This is a genomic window from Comamonas resistens (assembly GCF_030064165.1).
GTDB classification, from domain to species: domain Bacteria; phylum Pseudomonadota; class Gammaproteobacteria; order Burkholderiales; family Burkholderiaceae_C; genus Comamonas; species Comamonas resistens.
This window is the reverse complement of sequence record NZ_CP125947.1, coordinates 3,907,048-3,923,981: the sequence shown is the minus strand read 5'-3', so window position 1 is coordinate 3,923,981 and position 16,934 is coordinate 3,907,048. Positions and strand designations below refer to the sequence as shown.

The 16,934-nt window shown below is 59.8% G+C and carries 14 protein-coding genes; 10 read left to right on the top strand and 4 right to left on the bottom strand.

What is annotated here, in order from left to right:
• Nucleotides 1-64: 64 nt before the first annotated feature.
• Nucleotides 65-868, top strand: coding sequence for a hydroxypyruvate isomerase (hyi, locus tag QMY55_RS18215; RefSeq protein ID WP_283485561.1), 804 nt, complete (start codon nt 65-67; stop codon nt 866-868).
• An 81-nt stretch (nt 869-949) separates the two neighbouring features.
• On the top strand, nt 950-1,861 hold the full coding sequence (gene glxR, locus QMY55_RS18210) for a 2-hydroxy-3-oxopropionate reductase (RefSeq protein WP_283485560.1): 912 nt from the start codon (nt 950-952) through the stop codon (nt 1,859-1,861).
• Between the two features lie 115 nt (nt 1,862-1,976).
• On the opposite strand, the gene ggt is transcribed toward glxR, so the two are convergent.
• Entirely contained in the window at nt 1,977-3,800 is a 1,824-nt protein-coding gene (gene ggt, locus QMY55_RS18205; protein WP_283485559.1) for a gamma-glutamyltransferase, read from the bottom strand.
• 248 nt (nt 3,801-4,048) lie between these two features.
• On the opposite strand from ggt, the gene uraH reads away from it, so the two are divergent.
• Nucleotides 4,049-4,399 carry a hydroxyisourate hydrolase gene (gene uraH, locus QMY55_RS18200; RefSeq protein ID WP_283485558.1) on the top strand — a complete coding sequence of 117 codons (351 nt, stop codon included), beginning with the start codon at nt 4,049-4,051 and terminating at the stop codon, nt 4,397-4,399.
• A 134-nt stretch (nt 4,400-4,533) separates the two neighbouring features.
• Here uraH and QMY55_RS18195 read toward each other — a convergent pair whose 3' ends face one another.
• Complete coding sequence (locus QMY55_RS18195) at nt 4,534-4,920, bottom strand: DoxX family protein (protein WP_283485556.1); 387 nt, start codon at nt 4,918-4,920, stop codon at nt 4,534-4,536.
• A gap of 356 nt (nt 4,921-5,276) precedes the next feature.
• Here QMY55_RS18195 and QMY55_RS18190 point away from each other — a divergent pair, with 356 nt between their 5' ends.
• The gene (locus QMY55_RS18190; RefSeq protein WP_283485555.1) at nt 5,277-5,861 is read left to right on the top strand and encodes a BPSL1445 family SYLF domain-containing lipoprotein; all 585 of its coding nucleotides are present in this window, start codon (nt 5,277-5,279) and stop codon (nt 5,859-5,861) included.
• A gap of 96 nt (nt 5,862-5,957) precedes the next feature.
• Here the strand turns inward: QMY55_RS18190 and QMY55_RS18185 are convergent, their stop codons facing one another.
• A complete protein-coding gene (locus QMY55_RS18185) occupies nt 5,958-6,437 on the bottom strand; it encodes a hypothetical protein (RefSeq protein ID WP_283485554.1) in 480 nt (159 codons plus the stop codon).
• A gap of 284 nt (nt 6,438-6,721) precedes the next feature.
• Here QMY55_RS18185 and xdhC point away from each other — a divergent pair, with 284 nt between their 5' ends.
• Nucleotides 6,722-7,558: a xanthine dehydrogenase accessory protein XdhC gene (xdhC, locus tag QMY55_RS18180; protein ID WP_283485553.1), complete on the top strand. Its 837-nt coding sequence runs from the start codon at nt 6,722-6,724 to the stop codon at nt 7,556-7,558.
• A 275-nt stretch (nt 7,559-7,833) separates the two neighbouring features.
• Complete coding sequence (locus QMY55_RS18175) at nt 7,834-9,138, top strand: urate hydroxylase PuuD (RefSeq protein WP_283485552.1); 1,305 nt, start codon at nt 7,834-7,836, stop codon at nt 9,136-9,138.
• A gap of 504 nt (nt 9,139-9,642) precedes the next feature.
• Here QMY55_RS18175 and QMY55_RS18170 read toward each other — a convergent pair.
• A complete protein-coding gene (locus tag QMY55_RS18170; protein ID WP_283485551.1) occupies nt 9,643-10,722 on the bottom strand; it encodes an SDR family oxidoreductase in 1,080 nt (359 codons plus the stop codon).
• A gap of 73 nt (nt 10,723-10,795) precedes the next feature.
• Here QMY55_RS18170 and QMY55_RS18165 point away from each other — a divergent pair, with 73 nt between their 5' ends.
• From QMY55_RS18165 to QMY55_RS18150, 4 genes are all read left to right on the top strand, one after another.
• A complete protein-coding gene (locus QMY55_RS18165) occupies nt 10,796-11,185 on the top strand; it encodes a MerR family transcriptional regulator (protein WP_283485550.1) in 390 nt (129 codons plus the stop codon).
• 327 nt (nt 11,186-11,512) lie between these two features.
• A complete protein-coding gene (locus QMY55_RS18160) occupies nt 11,513-13,516 on the top strand; it encodes an oleate hydratase (protein WP_283485549.1) in 2,004 nt (667 codons plus the stop codon).
• A gap of 457 nt (nt 13,517-13,973) precedes the next feature.
• Nucleotides 13,974-14,609 (top strand): Crp/Fnr family transcriptional regulator, encoded by a 636-nt coding sequence (locus QMY55_RS18155; RefSeq protein ID WP_283489007.1) that lies wholly within the window; start codon nt 13,974-13,976, stop codon nt 14,607-14,609.
• Between the two features lie 250 nt (nt 14,610-14,859).
• Nucleotides 14,860-16,917 carry a sensor domain-containing diguanylate cyclase gene (locus QMY55_RS18150; protein WP_283485548.1) on the top strand — a complete coding sequence of 686 codons (2,058 nt, stop codon included), beginning with the start codon at nt 14,860-14,862 and terminating at the stop codon, nt 16,915-16,917.
• Nucleotides 16,918-16,934: the final 17 nt, after the last annotated feature.

Here is a 16,934-nt window from a genome sequence, read left to right as displayed (position 1 = left end):
ATCCAAGGACAGAGCCAAGGCTCTGTCCTTTTCCCTTTTTGACGAGATATCTGGAGACAAAACCATGCCCCGTTTTGCAGCCAACCTGAGCATGTTGTTCACCGAGGTGCCTTTCCTCGAGCGTTTTGAACGTGCCGCAAACGCAGGCTTTGAAGCCGTGGAATTCCTCTTTCCCTACGCTCACACCGTGGAAGAGATCAAGGAACGTCTGGACGCCACCGGCCTGAAGATCGTTCTGCACAACCTGCCTGCCGGTGACTGGGACGCGGGCGAGCGCGGCATTGCCTGCGACCCCACACGCGTGGATGAATTCCGCGCTGGCGTGGCCAAGGCCGTGACCTATGCCCACGCCCTGGGTGTGCCTCAGCTCAACTGCCTGGCTGGCAAGGTTCCTGCGGGTGCCGACGCTGCCGTGGTGCGCCGTACCTTTGTCGAGAACCTGCGCTTTGCTGCCGCCGCCCTGAGCGCCGCCAACATCCGCCTGCTGATCGAGCCCATCAACCCCTTCGACATTCCCGGCTTCTACCTGAACCGCACGGATGAAGCCCTGTCCATCCTGGACGAAGTCGGCGCCGACAACGCTTTTGTGCAGTACGACATCTACCACGCCCAGCGCGTGGAGGGCGAGCTGGCTGCCACCATGCAAAAGCAACTGGCTCGCATCGGTCACATCCAGCTGGCCGACAACCCCGGCCGCAACGAACCCGGCACCGGCGAGATCAACTACCCCTTCCTGTTCGCGCACCTGGACCGCATCGGCTACGACGGCTGGATCGGCTGCGAATACAAGCCCGCCAACGGCACCGAATCGGGCCTGGGCTGGCTGGAAAAGATCGGCGGCTGGAAGAAGGCTGCTGTCGCTGCCTAAGCCAAATAGGCCTGCAGCGCTTGCTGAGCAAGCGCTGCTAGCTATCGAATTCGAGTATCCAAAAAATCTAGGAGTACAACCATGAACGCATCTTCTCTCAAGCTGGGCTTTATCGGTCTGGGCATCATGGGCGCGCCCATGTGCGGCCATCTGATTGCTGCCGGCCACCAACTGTTCGTCAACACCGTGGGCAAGGTGCCTGCCAACATCGCCGATACCAGCGCCACCCAGTGCACTACCGCTCGCGGTGTGGCCGAGCGCGCCGACATCATCTTCATCATGGTGCCCGACACTCCCGACGTGGAGAAGGTGCTGTTCGGTGAAGACGGCGTGGCAGCTGGCCTGAAGGGCAGCTCCGGCAAGATCGTGGTGGACATGTCCTCCATCTCGCCCGTGGCTACCAAGGAATTCGCCAAGCGCATCGAAGCCGCTGGCGCCCAGTACCTGGACGCTCCCGTCTCCGGCGGCGAAGTCGGCGCCAAGAACGGCACCCTGTCCATCATGGTCGGCGGCCCCGATGCAGCCTTCGAGCGCGTCAAGCCCCTGTTCGACAAGATGGGCAAGAACATCACCCTGGTGGGCGGTAACGGCGACGGTCAGACCGCCAAGGTGGCCAACCAGATCATCGTGGCTCTGAACATCGAAGCCGTGGCCGAAGCCCTGCTGTTCGCATCGCGCGCCGGTGCCGATCCAGCCCGCGTGCGTGAAGCCCTGCTGGGCGGCTTTGCCTCTTCCAAGATCCTGGAAGTGCATGCCGAACGCATGATCAAGCGCACCTTCGACCCTGGCTTCCGCATTGCCCTGCACCAGAAGGACCTGAACCTGGCCCTGTCCAGCGCTCGTCAGCTGGGTGTGTCTCTGCCCAACACGGCTCAGGCACAAGAGCTGTTCAACAGCTGCGTGGCCCACGGCGGCGCTGCCTGGGATCACTCCGGCATGGTGCGTGCCCTGGAAATCCAGGCTAACTTCGAAATCGGTCAAAAGGCCGAGTAAGCAAGTCTCAGGTGGGGAGGGCGGCGACGCCACGCGTACGGCGGTAGCCGCCCATAAGAAAAAGCCGCGCTCGGGGGAGCGCGGCTTTTTTGCTTTTTGAGTGCGATGAAATGGCTCAATAGCCCATGGTCTTGCCATCGGGATTGCGCGGGTCGGAGGCGCCAAGCAGCATGCCGTCACGAATCTCTATGGTCTGCGTGCGCCCCATGGCAGGCTTGAGCTCCACCTTGTGGCCCCATTGCCTGAGCAGGGTCACGGTGTCGGCGCTAAAGCCTTTTTCGATACGCAGTTCATCGGGCGTCCACTGGTGGTGGAAACGCGGCGTGGCCGCAGCCTCCAGCGGGTTCATGCCGAAGTCGATGTAGTTGACGATCTGCTGCAGCACCGTGGTGATGATGCGTGCGCCGCCGGGGCTGCCGGTAACCAGTGCGGGCTTGCCATCCTTGAGCACCATGGTGGGTGTCATCGAAGACAGGGGGCGCTTGCCAGCCGCCACGGCATTGGCGTCGCCACCGACCAGCCCATAGGCGTTGGCCACGCCGGGCTTGGCAGAGAAGTCGTCCATTTCGTTGTTAAGCACAATGCCCGTGCCCTTGGCCACGATGCCACTGCCGAAGTTGGTGTTCAGCGTGTAGGTCACGGCCACGGCATTGCCGGCCTTGTCCACCACGGAGTAATGCGTGGTCTGGTCGCTTTCATAGGGCTGGGGCTTGCCGGGCCTGATGTCCTGGCTGGGCCTTGCCTGCTGTGGCTTGATACTCGCTGCCAGCGATTCGGCGTAGCGCTTGGATGTCAGGCCCTTGAGCGGAATCTTCACAAAGTCCGGGTCGCCCAGATACTCGGAGCGGTCGGCATAGGCCAGCTTCATTGCCTCGGTCATGTAGTGCACGCTTTGCGCGCTGTCCGCGCCCCACTGGTTCATGGGCCAGCGCTCCATCATGTTCAGGATCTGCAGCAGATGGGCGCCGCCCGACGACGGAGGCGGCATGGTCACGATCTGGTAACCACGGTAGCTGCCGCGCACGGGTTCGCGCTCCACCACCTTGTAGTCGCGCAGGTCCTGCAGCGTGAGGGCATTGGCATGCGGCGCCATCTCGGCGGCAATCTTCTGTGCGATAGCGCCCTGATAGAAGGCCTTGGCGCCCTGCTGGCTGATCAGGCGCATGGATTGGGCCAGGTCTTTCTGCACCAGACGGTCGCCGCTCTTCAAGGGCGCGCCGCCTTTCCAGAAGATGGCCTGGGTGGCAGGCCATTGGCCCATGTTCTTCTTTTCCTGGTCCAGCGTCTTGGCCAGGGGCACGCTCACGGGGTAGCCCTTTTCGGCCAGGGCAATGGCCGGCGCCATTACCCTGGACAGCGGCATGGAACCCCAACGCGAAAGTGCATGCGTCATGCCCGCCACGGTTCCGGGTACGCCCACGGCGTAGTGGGTGTAGAGCGACTTGCCGTCGATGACATGGCCCTTGTCGTCGAGATACATATTGCGCGAGGCGCCTTTGGGGGCCACTTCACGGAAGTCCAGCGCGATGTCCTTGCCGCTCCTGGCGTCATGCACCATCATGAAGCCGCCGCCGCCTATGTTGCCGGCGTTCGGCAGGGCCACGGCCAGCGCAAAGCCCACGGCTACCGCCGCATCCACGGCGTTACCGCCGGCTTTCAGAATGTCCACGCCGATCTGCGTGGCCAGCTCCTGTTCGGTCGCCACCATGCCGTTCCTGGCTTCCACTGGATGGAACACGTCCATGTCGAAGTCATAGGCCGCAGCGGCGGCCTGGGCGCTGGCTGTCTGGGAGGCTGTTGCCGGAGCTGCGGAAACTGCGGTCCTGGAAGAGGAGCTGGCATTGGTGGCTGTAGTGTCCGAGGGCGTGCTGCTGCACGCGGCCAGGCTGGCGATGGCAATGAGCAGGCTGCTCGCCAGGGCGGTGGCGCGTAATTGCATGGGTGTCTCCTTGGATGGGTCTTGATGCATGAGGCTCATGCGGCCCAACAGTTTAGAAGCGCTGACTTGTGCCGAAACGAGACTGGCAGAGCCTTTGCGGGTATGTGCCTAGAAGTCAAGTCTGTACTGCCTTTGATGGAGTACAGAAACTGTATACACTTTGAATGTCTAAGGCGGGGTGCTTGCGCCCACGTTCTTGGTTATTGCAACAAACAGGGCAGGTTTGAACTGTCCATGAGGAGATTTCCATGGGACTGAGCACCCACGTTCTCGACACCATGAACGGCTGCCCCGCAGCTGGCATGGCCGTTGAACTGTTTTCCACCGAAGGCGACAAGGCCACGCTGATCAAGAGCCTGGTGCTCAATCACGACGGTCGCACCGATGCGCCTCTGTTCGACAACAACACGCTGAAGATCGGCACCTATCGCCTGACTTTTGACGTGGCTGCTTATTTCAAGGCCCGCGGTGTTGAGCTGCCCGAGCCCAGCTTTCTGAACAAGGTGAGCCTGGACTTCGGTGTGGCCAATGTCGAACAACACTACCATGTGCCCCTGCTGGTCAGCCCCTGGAGCTATTCCACTTACCGCGGTTCCTGATCGTCAAGGCTTCTTCTCGGAGAAGCCTTTGAAAACAAGAGCAGCTTGCGCTGGCTACTCCTTCATTTCAAGGTTGTTTGGCTTTGAAATCAAAGAGTATCAAGCGCAAGCTGCTCTTGTTTTTGGTGCTTTGATCAGTCCCTGGATGAACCCATGGCCACGACCAGGGCCGTGACAAAGAAGAAAGCCTGTAGCTCCAGCGCCCAGCCGCCCGAGCTTTGCAGCATCAGCACCTGCTTGGTGTGCACCAGAAAAAATGCCACCAGCATATTGATGGCAATCACCAGCGCCGCGGGCACGACCCACAGCCCCACCAGCAGCAGCAGCGGTGCCACCACTTCACCCAGATACACGGCATAGGCCAGCCAGCCGGGCGCGCCGCGTGCCTCGATCATCTGCTCGATACCGCCAATGCCATGACGAATCTTGGCCCAGCCGTGAAACAGCATCAGCAAGGCCAGAGTGATGCGCAGCAACACCATGGCTGCGCGTGGGTGGTGAACGTAATTCCAGAACTTCATGAATATCCAGTCATCAACGCCGGTAGCACTCCGAGAATGCTAGCGCCGAATCGGCCTGCGTTGTGTCATTTCCGGCAGATCAGTGCGCAGCTGTCAGTCTTGTGCAGCGAGGTCGGGCTTGCGGGATGGCATCCGACGGACATGTGGGCGTTTTTTGATAAATGGGCTTGCGCTTTGTAGGCCAATAGCGCAAGCTGATGTAGCAGGGTTTATTTGGTGGCTCAGCCCACTAGGATCAGCTCAACCTTGTCTTGAGGGGGTGCCGGATTGAGGGATCAACGGCCACCATCAAACCTCATGCAGGCCTTCTACAACTTTGGAATGTGCAGGCACATTCATCCATGAAAGGAATAGACATGCGAAAAATCTCTATGCGTTCTTTGGCATTGGCTGCTGCTGTAGCGGCTGGCGCCGTATCCATGACTGCCTGCACCACCACCAAACCCGAGACAGCGTCGGCACCTCGCGCCGATGCAACCACCATCAACACCCGTGCCAATGCCGCGCTGGAGCGCCTGTACCAGACCGCGCCAGGCTCCAAAGAAATGGTGCAGCGTGCCCGGGGCGTGCTGATCTTCCCATCGGTCATTGGCGGCAGCTTTGTCGTGGGCGTAGAGCATGGTCGGGGCGTGTTGCGCGTGGGTGGTCATAACCGTGGTTACTACAGCACTACGGCTGCTTCCATCGGTTGGCAGGCCGGCGGTCAGTCCAAGGCTGTGATCTATGTGTTCAACACCCAGGAAGCGCTGGACAAGTTCCTTAATAGCGATGGCTGGTCCGTAGGGGCCGACGCGACAGTGGCCGCCGGCAAGATCGGCGCCAACGGCAGCATCGACACCACCACTGCCCAGGCGCCTGTGACCAGCTATGTGCTGACCAACGCCGGTCTGGAAGCCGGGGTCTCCCTGCAAGGCACCAAGATCACCAAGGTCGTGGAGTAATCGCGCTGCGCAGGGGCCTGGCTCCTGCCCACAAAAAAACCGGCCCAGAGCCGGTTTTTTTGTGGGGATTGCTGGCTGGGCGCACCAGCAGGCACATCACTGACCCAGCTGGCCTTCGGACAGCGTATCGAGCTGGAAGCGCCCCGACCTGTCCCAGAGCCAGGTGTCGGTATAGGTGACGGTGGAACGGCTGCCGGTTGCGGGGAACGGTGCCGCAGCGCGTACCGTGCGTTCGATCTCGGCGACCACTTCGGGGGCATGCGAGGGCTTGCGCATCCAGTGCAGATTGCGGATACGTCCCTGGCTATCGAGCTGGACCTGCAGCACCCCGATCGCATACAGCATGGGGGGCAGCATGCCCTTGTAGATGCGATCTGCATTGCGGTCATACAGATGCTGGGCCGCATCCCTGCGATAGGCCTTGGAGACCGTGGGTGTGGATGGGGATGAAACGCCGCCACCGGGTGGCGTCTGGCAGGCGGTCAGCAGGCAGGCGGCAGACACGGCGGCGCTGGCCCAGAGCCAGGCTTTCTTGCGCAGTGGGAGCGAGGGCAGGGGGGCGGAGGATTCAGGCATAGTTGCCAAGCGTATCCTGAAAATTGCATGGCGGAACGCCGAAACAGGTGGCGCTGGCAAGCAGATGAAACAGGTATTGCACTGTTTGGGCTATGCGCATGGCATTAGGCTGCTCATATCAAGGCGCTTCTACCGCTGCGCCGGATATGGGGGAAGATGGGCCTCTGTGCCATTTCAGACCACGACTTACGCAAATCAGGTGCAGGCAAGACGTTTGCACCATGGGTGCATTCCTTGTGTATTCTTGTTTGCGTAAGTCCTACAGACTTGAGACAAGCTTGCCCATGTGGAGTGAAACCTACGAAAAGATTCTGAGCCGCCTGGATCGCGAGCCCCTGTGCTGGGTGCAGGTTCATGCCACGCGCGGCTCCGTGCCGCGTGAACAGGGCGCGTGGATGGCTGTATTCGCCGACGAGGTGCTGGGCACGATTGGCGGTGGTCATCTGGAATGGCAGGCGATAGCTCAGGCCCAGCAATTGCTCAGTCAATGGCGCGATGCGGGAGACGGGGTCGTTTCAAGCCATACCCAGCGCTACGCTCTGGGCCCCAGCCTGGGGCAATGCTGCGGTGGTGCCTTGGAGTTGCAATACTCTTTTTTTGAGAGCGGACAGCGTAATCTGCTCAAGCCTTTGCTGCCCGTTCCTTCTGATTGTGTAGCCCTGTTTGGTGCAGGTCATGTCGGTCATGCGCTGGTACGCATTCTGCGCAGCCTGCCTTATCGCGTGATCTGGGTGGACAGCCGCGATGCCGTCTTTCCCGCAGAGGAGCAGATCGGTGTGCTTTGCGAGCATTCCGACCCAGTGCAGGCCGCGGTCGATGAGTTGCCTGCGCAGACTCAGGTGCTGATCATGAGCTTCAGTCATGCGGAGGACCTGGAGATTGTTGCCCTGTGTCTCAAACGCCAGCGTGAGCGTGGGGACCTGCCTTTCGTGGGGCTGATCGGCAGCAAGACCAAATGGGCGACCTTCAGCCGGCGCCTGCGCGAGCGTGGCTTTACGGATGAGGAGCTGGCTCATATCACCTGCCCGATAGGGGTGCCTGGCATCACTGGAAAGCAGCCAGAAGTGATCGCAGTGGCAGTGGCTGCCCAGCTTCTGCAGCAGAAGCAGCAAACCGTCTGATTTCTGCGACTTTGCAGTCGCATTGGTCAACTTGTATTGCCAGAAAATCATGGCGCCAGATTTGCTCTGGGTCTAACTCCTAGGGAAATCACTAGGGTGATTAACCCTAGACGTGCTGCATTCGGTGGCAAAAATTGCATACACTTTCGGTCGACAGAATGGTCGCAGCGGTGCCTCGTGCGTAACGTACGGGAGCGCGGCCTTTTCTTCTGCTCAGAGCGCCCGCAGTGGTGAGCAGGTTGTTCGGCAGCCCCACGCTGCCAAGGTTGAGAGCTATGGAAAGCTACTTTCTCGACTGGGCCGGCCTGCTGTTGCGGTGGCTCCACGTCATCACCGCGATCGCTTGGGTCGGTTCCTCCTTCTATTTTGTGTTCCTGGACAGCAGCTTGACGCCGCCCGTGGACGACGACCTGAAAAAGCAGGGCGTCAACGGCGAACTCTGGGCTGTGCACGGTGGCGGTTTCTACCACCCCGTCAAGTTCAACGTGTCTCCTCCCAAGATGCCGGACCACCTGCACTGGTTCTACTGGGAGAGCTACACCACATGGCTGTCGGGCTTTGCCCTGCTGACGGTTTCCTATCTGTGGAACGCCAACATCTACCTGATCACCCCTGGCGATGCCAATGCGATGAGCACCGGCGCTGCCGTGGCTTCGGCTCTGGGTTTCCTCGTGGTGTTCTGGCTGCTGTATGACTTCATCTGCCGCACCTTCGGCCAGAAGAAGAATGGCGACGCCACCGTCGGTGCCATGGTTCTGGTGCTGGTGTGTATCGCCGCCTACCTGGCCTGCCACATCTTCCCCGGCCAGGCAGCCTTCCTGCTGATGGGCGCGATGCTCGCGACCTCCATGAGCGCCAACGTGTTCTTCTGGATCATCCCTGGCCAGCGCAAGGTGGTGGCTTCCCTGAAGGCTGGCGAGCCTGTGGACCCCCGTCACGGTCAACGTGCCAAGCAGCGTAGCGTGCACAACACCTACTTCACGCTGCCTGTGCTGTTCGCCATGCTGTCCAACCACTATGGCTGGCTCTATAGCCACAAGATGAACTGGCTGGTGCTGATCGGCATGATGTTTGCCGGTGCTGCAATTCGCCAATTCTTCGTGATGCGTCACGGCTACAAGCTGGGCCGTAACAGCCATCCCTGGCCTTACGCTGCTGTCGGCGTGGCTGCTCTGCTTGCCGTGTTCGTCTGGCTCAAGCCCGCTCCTGTGGCTGCTCCCGCCCCCGTGGCTGCTGCTCCTGCAGCGCCCGTTGCCGAGCAAGCTGCCACTCCCGCAGCCCCTGCTGCCGAAGGTGCGGCACCCGCTGCTGAAGCTGCTGCTCCTGCAGCTGCCGGTGGCGAAGGCTTTGCCAAGGTCAATGCCATCTTCCAGCAGCATTGCGTGGTTTGCCACGGCACTGCCATCCAGCAAAAGGGTGTCCGTCTGGACTCCCCCGAGGCTGTGAAGTCGCATGCCCAGCAGATTTACCAGCAGGTGGTTCAGCTGAAGAAGATGCCTTTCGGCAATCCTGGTGCTCTGTCCGAAGACGAGCGCAACCTGATCAAGACCTGGTACGAGTCCGGCGCTGCCGTGAACTGATACCCTGCCGTTCTGGATAATTAAAGTCGTCAACAAAGGCTTAATATCCATGCGGCTTGCCGGGGACGGGGGCTGAGACATCAAAGTCGTAAACTCCCTCCCTCATAAAAAAGCGCTCGTTATGAGCGCTTTTTTTTATTGGAAGCCCAATGACTTAAATTCGTCAGCGCAGTGCCAAGTGTGGCAATCTCAGTGAATAGGAATGAGAAGACCGCTTAAGGCTGACTACGGCTCTATCCAATTTTTTCTGGGTAATGAACACTTTTGCCGGAAGTGGGTCTTGTGGGTCAATGGGCCCTGAATACCGGCTCCATCCCAGATCGGCCATGCGATGGTTGCCATGTCCGATAGCATCGGGATGACTGCTTTTACCAGTGTCGAAATGGTGCTGCAGACGCTCGCGGCGTTTGCAAGTGCATGTCTGCGCCATGCTCGAGGCCGCGCTGTCCTGCTCCGCACGACTGCCTCGGATCTTGATGTTGTTTATTGCTCCCAAGGGACAAGTCAGACGGCCCTGCTCTTGGCCATGTAATATGAGTTGACGAACATTGCCGTGTGCTGCAAAGACTGGCGTATATCCGGTTTGGCTATTCCATGCCTGTTGGCAAATTGCTCTACTGCCGCCGTATCAAAGCGGGTGGTCTGTATAAAGTCCAAGGCTTCGGCGTTTGTATTCAAGAACCGCGCGATGGGCGGAATACTCAGTAGCAGCCTCAGCAATCGCAGTGAAATGTGATGTCTGGGAGGCTTCAAGCCCATGGGTTGTGCCACCTGTACCAGGAGCTCTCGCAAGTTGGGACTTTGGTCATCAAGCGCCAGCAGTTCCTGGCCCGCCATGGCAGGATCGAAAGCACAAGCCGCCACCAGCTCAACCAGGTAATCCACGGTGACCAGTGGCAGCCAATGCTCGGCGGTACCGGGTACTGCGGTCAGCTTTCCCTGCGCAAGATTGCGTATCAACGCCACCAGCGGCTGACCGTCAAGGATATGCCCCGTGCGACTGTGGCCACACACCGTCGCGGGGTGAACAACGGTGAGCTCCCCGTCCTTGGCGGACATGAGTGCCAAGGTCGCAAAGTGTGCCTCCAGCTTGCTCGCCTCGTAGGCCCCGACACGCCGGTAGACGGCCGGCCAATTCGTCAGCTCCGGATCACGAGGATCAATTCCGATGTGCTGCAGATGTTCATGATTTTTCAGCATGTAGCCGCCGATCGTCACCAAGCGGCTATTTTGCTCAGCCGCCAACAGCGCCACGCGCTTTGCGCCTTCTACATTGACCGCACGAGAATGCTCCAATGAAAGCCCCCAGGCGAAGTGGGCGCCCAGGTGAAATACGACTCTGGCCTGCTTTAGCACTTCTCGATCGGCAAGACTCAGCCCGAGCTTGTCCCGTTCAAGGTCGCCAGCAACGGCAAAGACCCGGCTTGTGACTCCTCCCAGGCTGTCGACTTGCTCCTGCAGCACCGCCAGTCGCTCTGGATGACGCATCAACACCCGAACGGTGTGACCTTTTGCACTCAGGTTTGCCACCAAATGTTGACCGATGAAACCGGTTCCTCCCGTGACAAAGCACTCCACGCTCATTTCTCTGCTCCTTGGTAAGGTGAGAAATCAAATGTAGAGTGTCGACCTAACTCTATAGTCAAGCGATATTTTCATGAGAATCGGCGAACTTGAGACACGCAGCGGTGCCAGCCGCCATACCTTGCGTTACTACGAGCAAATCGGCCTGATCTCACCGACGCGACGAACTAACAACTATCGCGTCTACACGGCACAAACTCTGCAGGATCTGAACTTTATCCAGCGCGCGCAAAGCATGGGGTTTTCGCTGGGGGAAATAGGCCAGATTCTGGATGCGCAACGGAACAAGACCATCGATTGCGCTGACGGCGCCAAGCTCATTGAAAAGAAGATGGCAGAAATCAGGCAGAAAATCGCCGACCTCAAAAGCATTTATCGGTATCTGGATGAAGAGCGTGCAAACCTCGAAGCCAGTGCTGCCAGGCAGCTTGAGCTTCAACAACTGAACAACTCTTCGAACTGAACATCGGCATCTAGAAAACAGAAGCTGTGGTCCAGTTTCCAGCCCATCTACGCATTTTCTGAACCTTGTGGTCAGACCCTGTCTGGTACGGAGCAGGCTTGTGCATCCGTGATATTTACAACCTCTGCAAGGCAGTGGTTGCTATCTGCAGGCCGCTTTTAGGCTGATCTGAGCCATTCATGGTCCGGGCTGCAACCGCAGGCGCCAGTCTCGGCACCGCTTGTCTCAAGGTCTCGGAAGGTTTCAGGGTAAAGGTCGTGGGCATGCTTTTATGGCATGTCAAATGGTGCTCGGGGGTTTGCTGGTATATGTAGAGCGTCACCATCCATGACATCCATGAAAGGCAAGACCATGAATCGAGCAGACTCCAACACTCCCGGTCAGCAAGCGGCCTCCGTACGCGTGGAGGCAAATGTCGGCGAGGGCTTCTGGCGCAAGAGCGCGAAAGATAGCTTGCCACCACCGGACATGGTGGGCCCGTATATGCGCAACCGTCCGGTCCCGGGAACACAGGTGCCGGGCCGCAAGGCATGGATCATAGGCAGCGGCATTGCCGGGCTGGCGGCCGCTTTTTATCTGATCCGCGATGGAGGCATGAAGGGGGAGGACATCACCATCCTCGACGCCCTGTGCGTTGCCGGTGGCTCGCTCGATGGAGCAGGCAATGCCGAAGACGGCTACATCGTGCGCGGCGGCCGCGAGATGAACTGGAATTACGACAACTTCTGGGATCTGTTCCAGGATGTGCCGGCACTGGAGCTGCCTGCGGGCTACAGCGTGCTCGACGAGTACCGCTGGGTCAACGACAACGACCCCAACTGGTCCAAGGCCCGACTGATGCACAAGCAAGGTCAAATCCGTGATTTCGCTACGCTGGGTTTGAGCAAGTCGCACCAGTGGGAGCTCATCAAGCTGCTGCTCAAGCGCAAGGAAGACCTGGACGACATCACGATCGAAGAGTATTTCAGCAAGAGCTTTCTCGAGACCAACTTCTGGTATCTGTGGCGCTCGATGTTCGCCTTCGAGAACTGGCAAAGCCTGCTGGAGATGAAGCTGTACATGCACCGTTTCCTCGATGCCATCGACGGCCTTACCGACATGTCGGCATTGGTGTTTCCCAAGTACAACCAGTACGACAGTTTTGTCGTGCCGCTGACCCGCATGCTGCAGGAACAGGGTGTAAAGATGCAGTTCGACACCCGTGTCCAGGACCTGGACATGAGCGAGGAGGGCGATAGCCGCACCGTGACTGCCATCCGCTGCAAGGTGGCAGGCCAGGAGGAAATCATCGCCGTCGGCACCGATGACGTGGTTTTTGCGCTCACGGGCTCGATGACCGAGGGCACGGCCTATGGCGATATGGACACCGTACCGGTGCTGGCGCGCGGCAACAAAGAGCCGGGGGAGGACAGCGACTGGACGTTGTGGCAGAACCTAGCGAAGAAATCTCCGGTGTTGGGCAAGCCCGAGAAATTCTGCGGCGATGTCGCACGCTCGATGTGGGAGTCGGCCACGCTCACCTGCAAGCCGTCGCCCCTGATCGACAAGCTCAAAGAACTGGCGGTCAACGATCCGTATTCGGGCAAGACCGTCACCGGTGGCATCATCACCTTCACCGATTCCAACTGGGTGATGAGCTTTACCTGCAACCGCCAGCCACACTTCCCCGACCAGCCGGGCGACGTGCTGGTGCTGTGGGTCTATGCACTGTTGATGGACAAGGACGGCAACCATGTCAAGAAGCCCATGCCAGCCTGCACCGGGCGTGAGATCCTGGCCGAGTTGTGTTATCACTTGGGCATTGCCGACCAGCTCGACGCGGTGGCTGCCAACACCAAGGTGCGCCTGGCGCTGATGCCCTATATCACCGCGCAGTTCATGCCGCGCGCGGCGGGCGACCGGCCCCATGTGGTGCCGCAGGGCTGCACCAACCTGGCCTTGCTGGGCCAGTTCGTGGAGACCAGCAACGATGTCATCTTCACGATGGAAAGCTCGGTGCGCACCGCGCGCATCGGCGTCTACACGCTGCTGGGCCTGTCCAAGCAGGTGCCCGACATCAGTCCCACGCAGTACGACATCCGCAACATCCTCAAGGGCGCGCGGGCACTGAACAACAACGAGCCTTTCCCGGGCGAGCGTCTGCTGCACCGGGTGCTGGGAAACAGCTACTACGCCCATGTGTTGCCGCCGCTGCCTGACAACGAGGAGACGCTGCGCGAGCGCGCCGAGGCGGAGCTGTCTTCGCTGCTGGGCAAGGGCAGCCAGGCGCTGGTGGCGGCCTCGGGCTGGCTGGCACGCTGGAGCGAAGGCCTGCGCGACAAATCCAAATAAAGCTGCCTTTGGTGTCTGCACGCACAAGGTGGCGGCGGACACCGGTCCGGTAAAGCAGTCTGGATTATGAGCATATTCAGAGTGTGTTCACGATCATTGCTCCACCAAGTTGACGCTCAATCTGGATGAGCTCGACGCAGTGTTGCGCTATTCACAAGCCGTGCCGCGCCTGCCGAAAGCCTTCTTCCGCACATTTCACGCTGGGGCTGGACAACCTGGAGTTGGGGAGTAAAAGTGCTGCAGGGGGGCGCCTCAGTCGTGCTTCTGCCACTTGGAGGCTGCATGGTTCCCTGGCTGCGTTCGTGACTTTCGCTGCCCAGGTATCCAGAGCACCGGCATGTTTTGAGCATCACAGGCCGTGGTTTTGTGCTGCGGCCTTTTTTGTTTTCATGGGTGCCCAGGCTTGTTGATATGGCTCAAGATGAATCTGCTCGAACCCGGGCAAAGTGCTGACCATATGTTCACCATGCCCTCCATGTCGCAAGTTGCCTCCTCGTTTGGGCAACCAGAGAGCTTTGCTCCAGGCTCATGGCTACGACTGCGTCGCCAACCTCTTACATCCGTTTTGTACCTGGAAAGCGGCAGCGTGCTGCTGGGGGTGGAGCAGGGTTCGAGTCTGCGCCATCAACTGGGGCAGGTCGATGGCCCCGCCTGGCTGGACGCTGCATTTGCCCTGCAAGGGCGCAACTCCTGTCTGGACATGCAGGCACAGAGCGCCGGACAGCTCTACGCGATTCCCGTCGAGCGCTTTCACAAGGCGGTGGCAGACATGCCAGTGCCGGCGCAGCAGCTACTCAAGGATCTGGCTCGCTCTTATTGTCTGCAGACCGAGCTGGCCGTCAGCCGCCTGGCGCAGGATGCGGAGGCACGCTGCGCGCAGTGGTTGCTGCATCATGCAACAGAGCATGCCGAAGGTGGGTTGCGTGTCATCTTGAACGCACGCAAGCGCTTGATTGCCGCCCAGCTAGGCATTGCACCTGAGACTTTCTCGCGCGTGCTGCGGCAGCTGCGTGAGCATGGCTTGATTGCAGGCAGAGGCAACGTCATCGACCTTCCCAAGCCGCAGGCACTGGAAGTGTTGGCGCTGGCCTGATGGTTGAGGGGAGGCCTTTGGGCAAGGAACTCCAGGCTGCACACCGAAGGCTCCATTGCTCCCCTGGGTATGTACCGACAGGTTTGCGGGCTTCCTCTGATTGGTAAATGACGGACGCTCTCTATATTGAGAGATCATGTCCGACCTTGTTGCAACCACAGCCGTAGAGCCTCCCTGGGCTGCCCCGGAGGTAGCCCCAGAGCCTGTGCGGGTGCCATTGAGGCAAAGGGGCAGGCGAGGCCCGGGGCCGATGCTGAGCAGCATCATGCTGATCGTGCTGGTGACCACGCTTTTGCTAGGGGCTGGCACGGCAGTCTGGGTAGGGCATTCCATGAGGCAGACGGCGGCTGACGGAGCCCTGCCGGCGCAGACGCGGGCATTGGAATACATGGCACGTACGCTGGCTTTCAGGGTGGAGCAGCAGCAAAAGCCCCTGCAAAGTCTGGCTACGGTGCTTTCCGGTCATATGCATGAACCACGTGAATGGCTGGAGGCTTTGCTATTGCAGCCGGCGTCTCTTGCGTCCCAGTTTGACGAAGTGCAGTTGGCCGATGCCCGTGGACAGCTGTTGTTGAATCTGGAAAAAAATCAAAGCCGGCCTCTATCGCAGCTGCTGGAACCTACACGCGATGCGCTCAGGCGTGGCTTGGAAGAAGGTAAGCCCTTGGTCAGAAGCACGGTGCAGGTTTCGGATGCAGGCCTGCAACTTGAATTCCAGAATGTGTTTCCGGTGCGCACTGCTCAGGGGCGGCTGTTGGGCGTGCTGGGGGCCAGTTACCGTGCCGCGGCGCCGAGTCTGTTGCCATTGGAAGATGAACAGGCGGGAACCAGTGGCGATCTGTTTCTTTTCGACAAGAGTGGACGTTTGCTGGCTGTCGGGAGCAAAGGACAGTGGCAGCTGCCACAGGATGGTGGCGATATTCATACCTTTGCGAATGAGGATTTGGCTTGGCTGCGCACGGTGCAAGCCACAACCCTCAGTGAACGACGAGGCAGTCAGCTCTGGAGCGCGGTGACTCTGCCCTGGACGCAGTGGGTGCTGGTCAAGGTTTCGAATGTGAAGGACTGGGTTCCGGGCATGAGCGTGCGCTCGGTTTGGCTGCTGGTCGTTGCCGTGGGCTTGACGGCAATGGCCTTGCTGGTCGTGCTGGCTCTGGTCTTCTATCCGCTGACCGAGCTTTTTCGCAAAGCCGAGCGTGCTCAAAAGCGCGGCGTGATGGATGTGGCGGATGCCAATGTCTATGGCGCTCGCTGGTGGCAGCGCCTGTCAGCTCACGACTGGGGCGAGGCAGAGGTTCTGCGCAATGCCTTGCAAGCGCTGGGGCATAGCCGCGAAAGCCAGGATGAGCGTGAACAGCAGCTGCAACAGCAGCTGCAGACGCTGATGGACTATGCGCCAGTGGGGCTGGTGGTGACGCAGGGCAAAAAAGTTCTCAGAGTGGGCATGCAGGCGGCGCGCGTGCTTGGCTATCAGCCGCGCGAGATGCTGGATATGCCGTTGCGCCAGCTCTGCGCCAGCGATGAGGCTTATGAAGAGTTGCTGGCGCGCATTGCCCGGGGGCTTGATATCTATGGCCAATTTGATAGCGAGGTCTGCCTGCGCCGCAAGGACTCGAGCAATGTCTGGGTCAGATTGAATGGGCAGAGCATGCAGCGCATGAGCCGGACCTGGGAAGTCAGCAACAAGGAAGGGGACGAGCGCTATCTGGTCTGGGAGCTTGAGGATGTCACCACCAAGCGTCTGGTGCGGGAGCAATCAAGCTGGAAAGCCATGCATGATCCGTTGACTCGGCTGCCCAACCGCACGGCCTTTGCGATGAGGCTCAAGGAATGGCTGCAGGAATGTGCATCGGTTGCTGGTTCAGCGGATGTGCTTTCCGTGGGAGAAACTTCTACCGGGCATGGCGTCATCCTCTATGTCGATCTGGATCATTTCTCACAGGTCAATCGCCAGGGGGGGCGGGAAGTGGGCGACGAGGTATTGGGACATATTGCGCGCCTGATCGAGTCTTCGGTGCGCCCCCATGGCTGGGTGGCCAGGGTGGGGGGCGACGAGTTTGCCGTGCTCATGCCCGGCATCAGCCGCGAACAGGGCATGCGCCACGCACAACTGTTGTGCATGGCCATTCAGGACTGGGAAGGCTCCTACCAGGGGCAGCGCTATATGTTGAGTGCCAGCATCGGCATGCTGGTGCTTGATGCTGCCAGCCATTCCGTGACGACCGCATTCCAGGGGGCTGACATGGCCTGCTATGCCGCCAAGCGCAAGGGCCGCAATCGCGTGGAAGTCATTGCGGCAGCGGCCTGAGCCGAAGCTTCAAACGG

Coding starts and splice junctions, on each gene's coding strand:
- hyi (WP_283485561.1), top strand. CDS start 65: ATGCCCCGTTTTGCAGCCAACCTGAGCATGTTGTTCACCGAGGTGCCT.
- glxR (WP_283485560.1), top strand. CDS start 950: ATGAACGCATCTTCTCTCAAGCTGGGCTTTATCGGTCTGGGCATCATG.
- ggt (WP_283485559.1), bottom strand. CDS start 3,800: ATGCAATTACGCGCCACCGCCCTGGCGAGCAGCCTGCTCATTGCCATC.
- uraH (WP_283485558.1), top strand. CDS start 4,049: ATGGGACTGAGCACCCACGTTCTCGACACCATGAACGGCTGCCCCGCA.
- QMY55_RS18195 (WP_283485556.1), bottom strand. CDS start 4,920: ATGAAGTTCTGGAATTACGTTCACCACCCACGCGCAGCCATGGTGTTG.
- QMY55_RS18190 (WP_283485555.1), top strand. CDS start 5,277: ATGCGAAAAATCTCTATGCGTTCTTTGGCATTGGCTGCTGCTGTAGCG.
- QMY55_RS18185 (WP_283485554.1), bottom strand. CDS start 6,437: ATGCCTGAATCCTCCGCCCCCCTGCCCTCGCTCCCACTGCGCAAGAAA.
- xdhC (WP_283485553.1), top strand. CDS start 6,722: ATGTGGAGTGAAACCTACGAAAAGATTCTGAGCCGCCTGGATCGCGAG.
- QMY55_RS18175 (WP_283485552.1), top strand. CDS start 7,834: ATGGAAAGCTACTTTCTCGACTGGGCCGGCCTGCTGTTGCGGTGGCTC.
- QMY55_RS18170 (WP_283485551.1), bottom strand. CDS start 10,722: ATGAGCGTGGAGTGCTTTGTCACGGGAGGAACCGGTTTCATCGGTCAA.
- QMY55_RS18165 (WP_283485550.1), top strand. CDS start 10,796: ATGAGAATCGGCGAACTTGAGACACGCAGCGGTGCCAGCCGCCATACC.
- QMY55_RS18160 (WP_283485549.1), top strand. CDS start 11,513: ATGACATCCATGAAAGGCAAGACCATGAATCGAGCAGACTCCAACACT.
- QMY55_RS18155 (WP_283489007.1), top strand. CDS start 13,974: ATGTTCACCATGCCCTCCATGTCGCAAGTTGCCTCCTCGTTTGGGCAA.
- QMY55_RS18150 (WP_283485548.1), top strand. CDS start 14,860: ATGCTGAGCAGCATCATGCTGATCGTGCTGGTGACCACGCTTTTGCTA.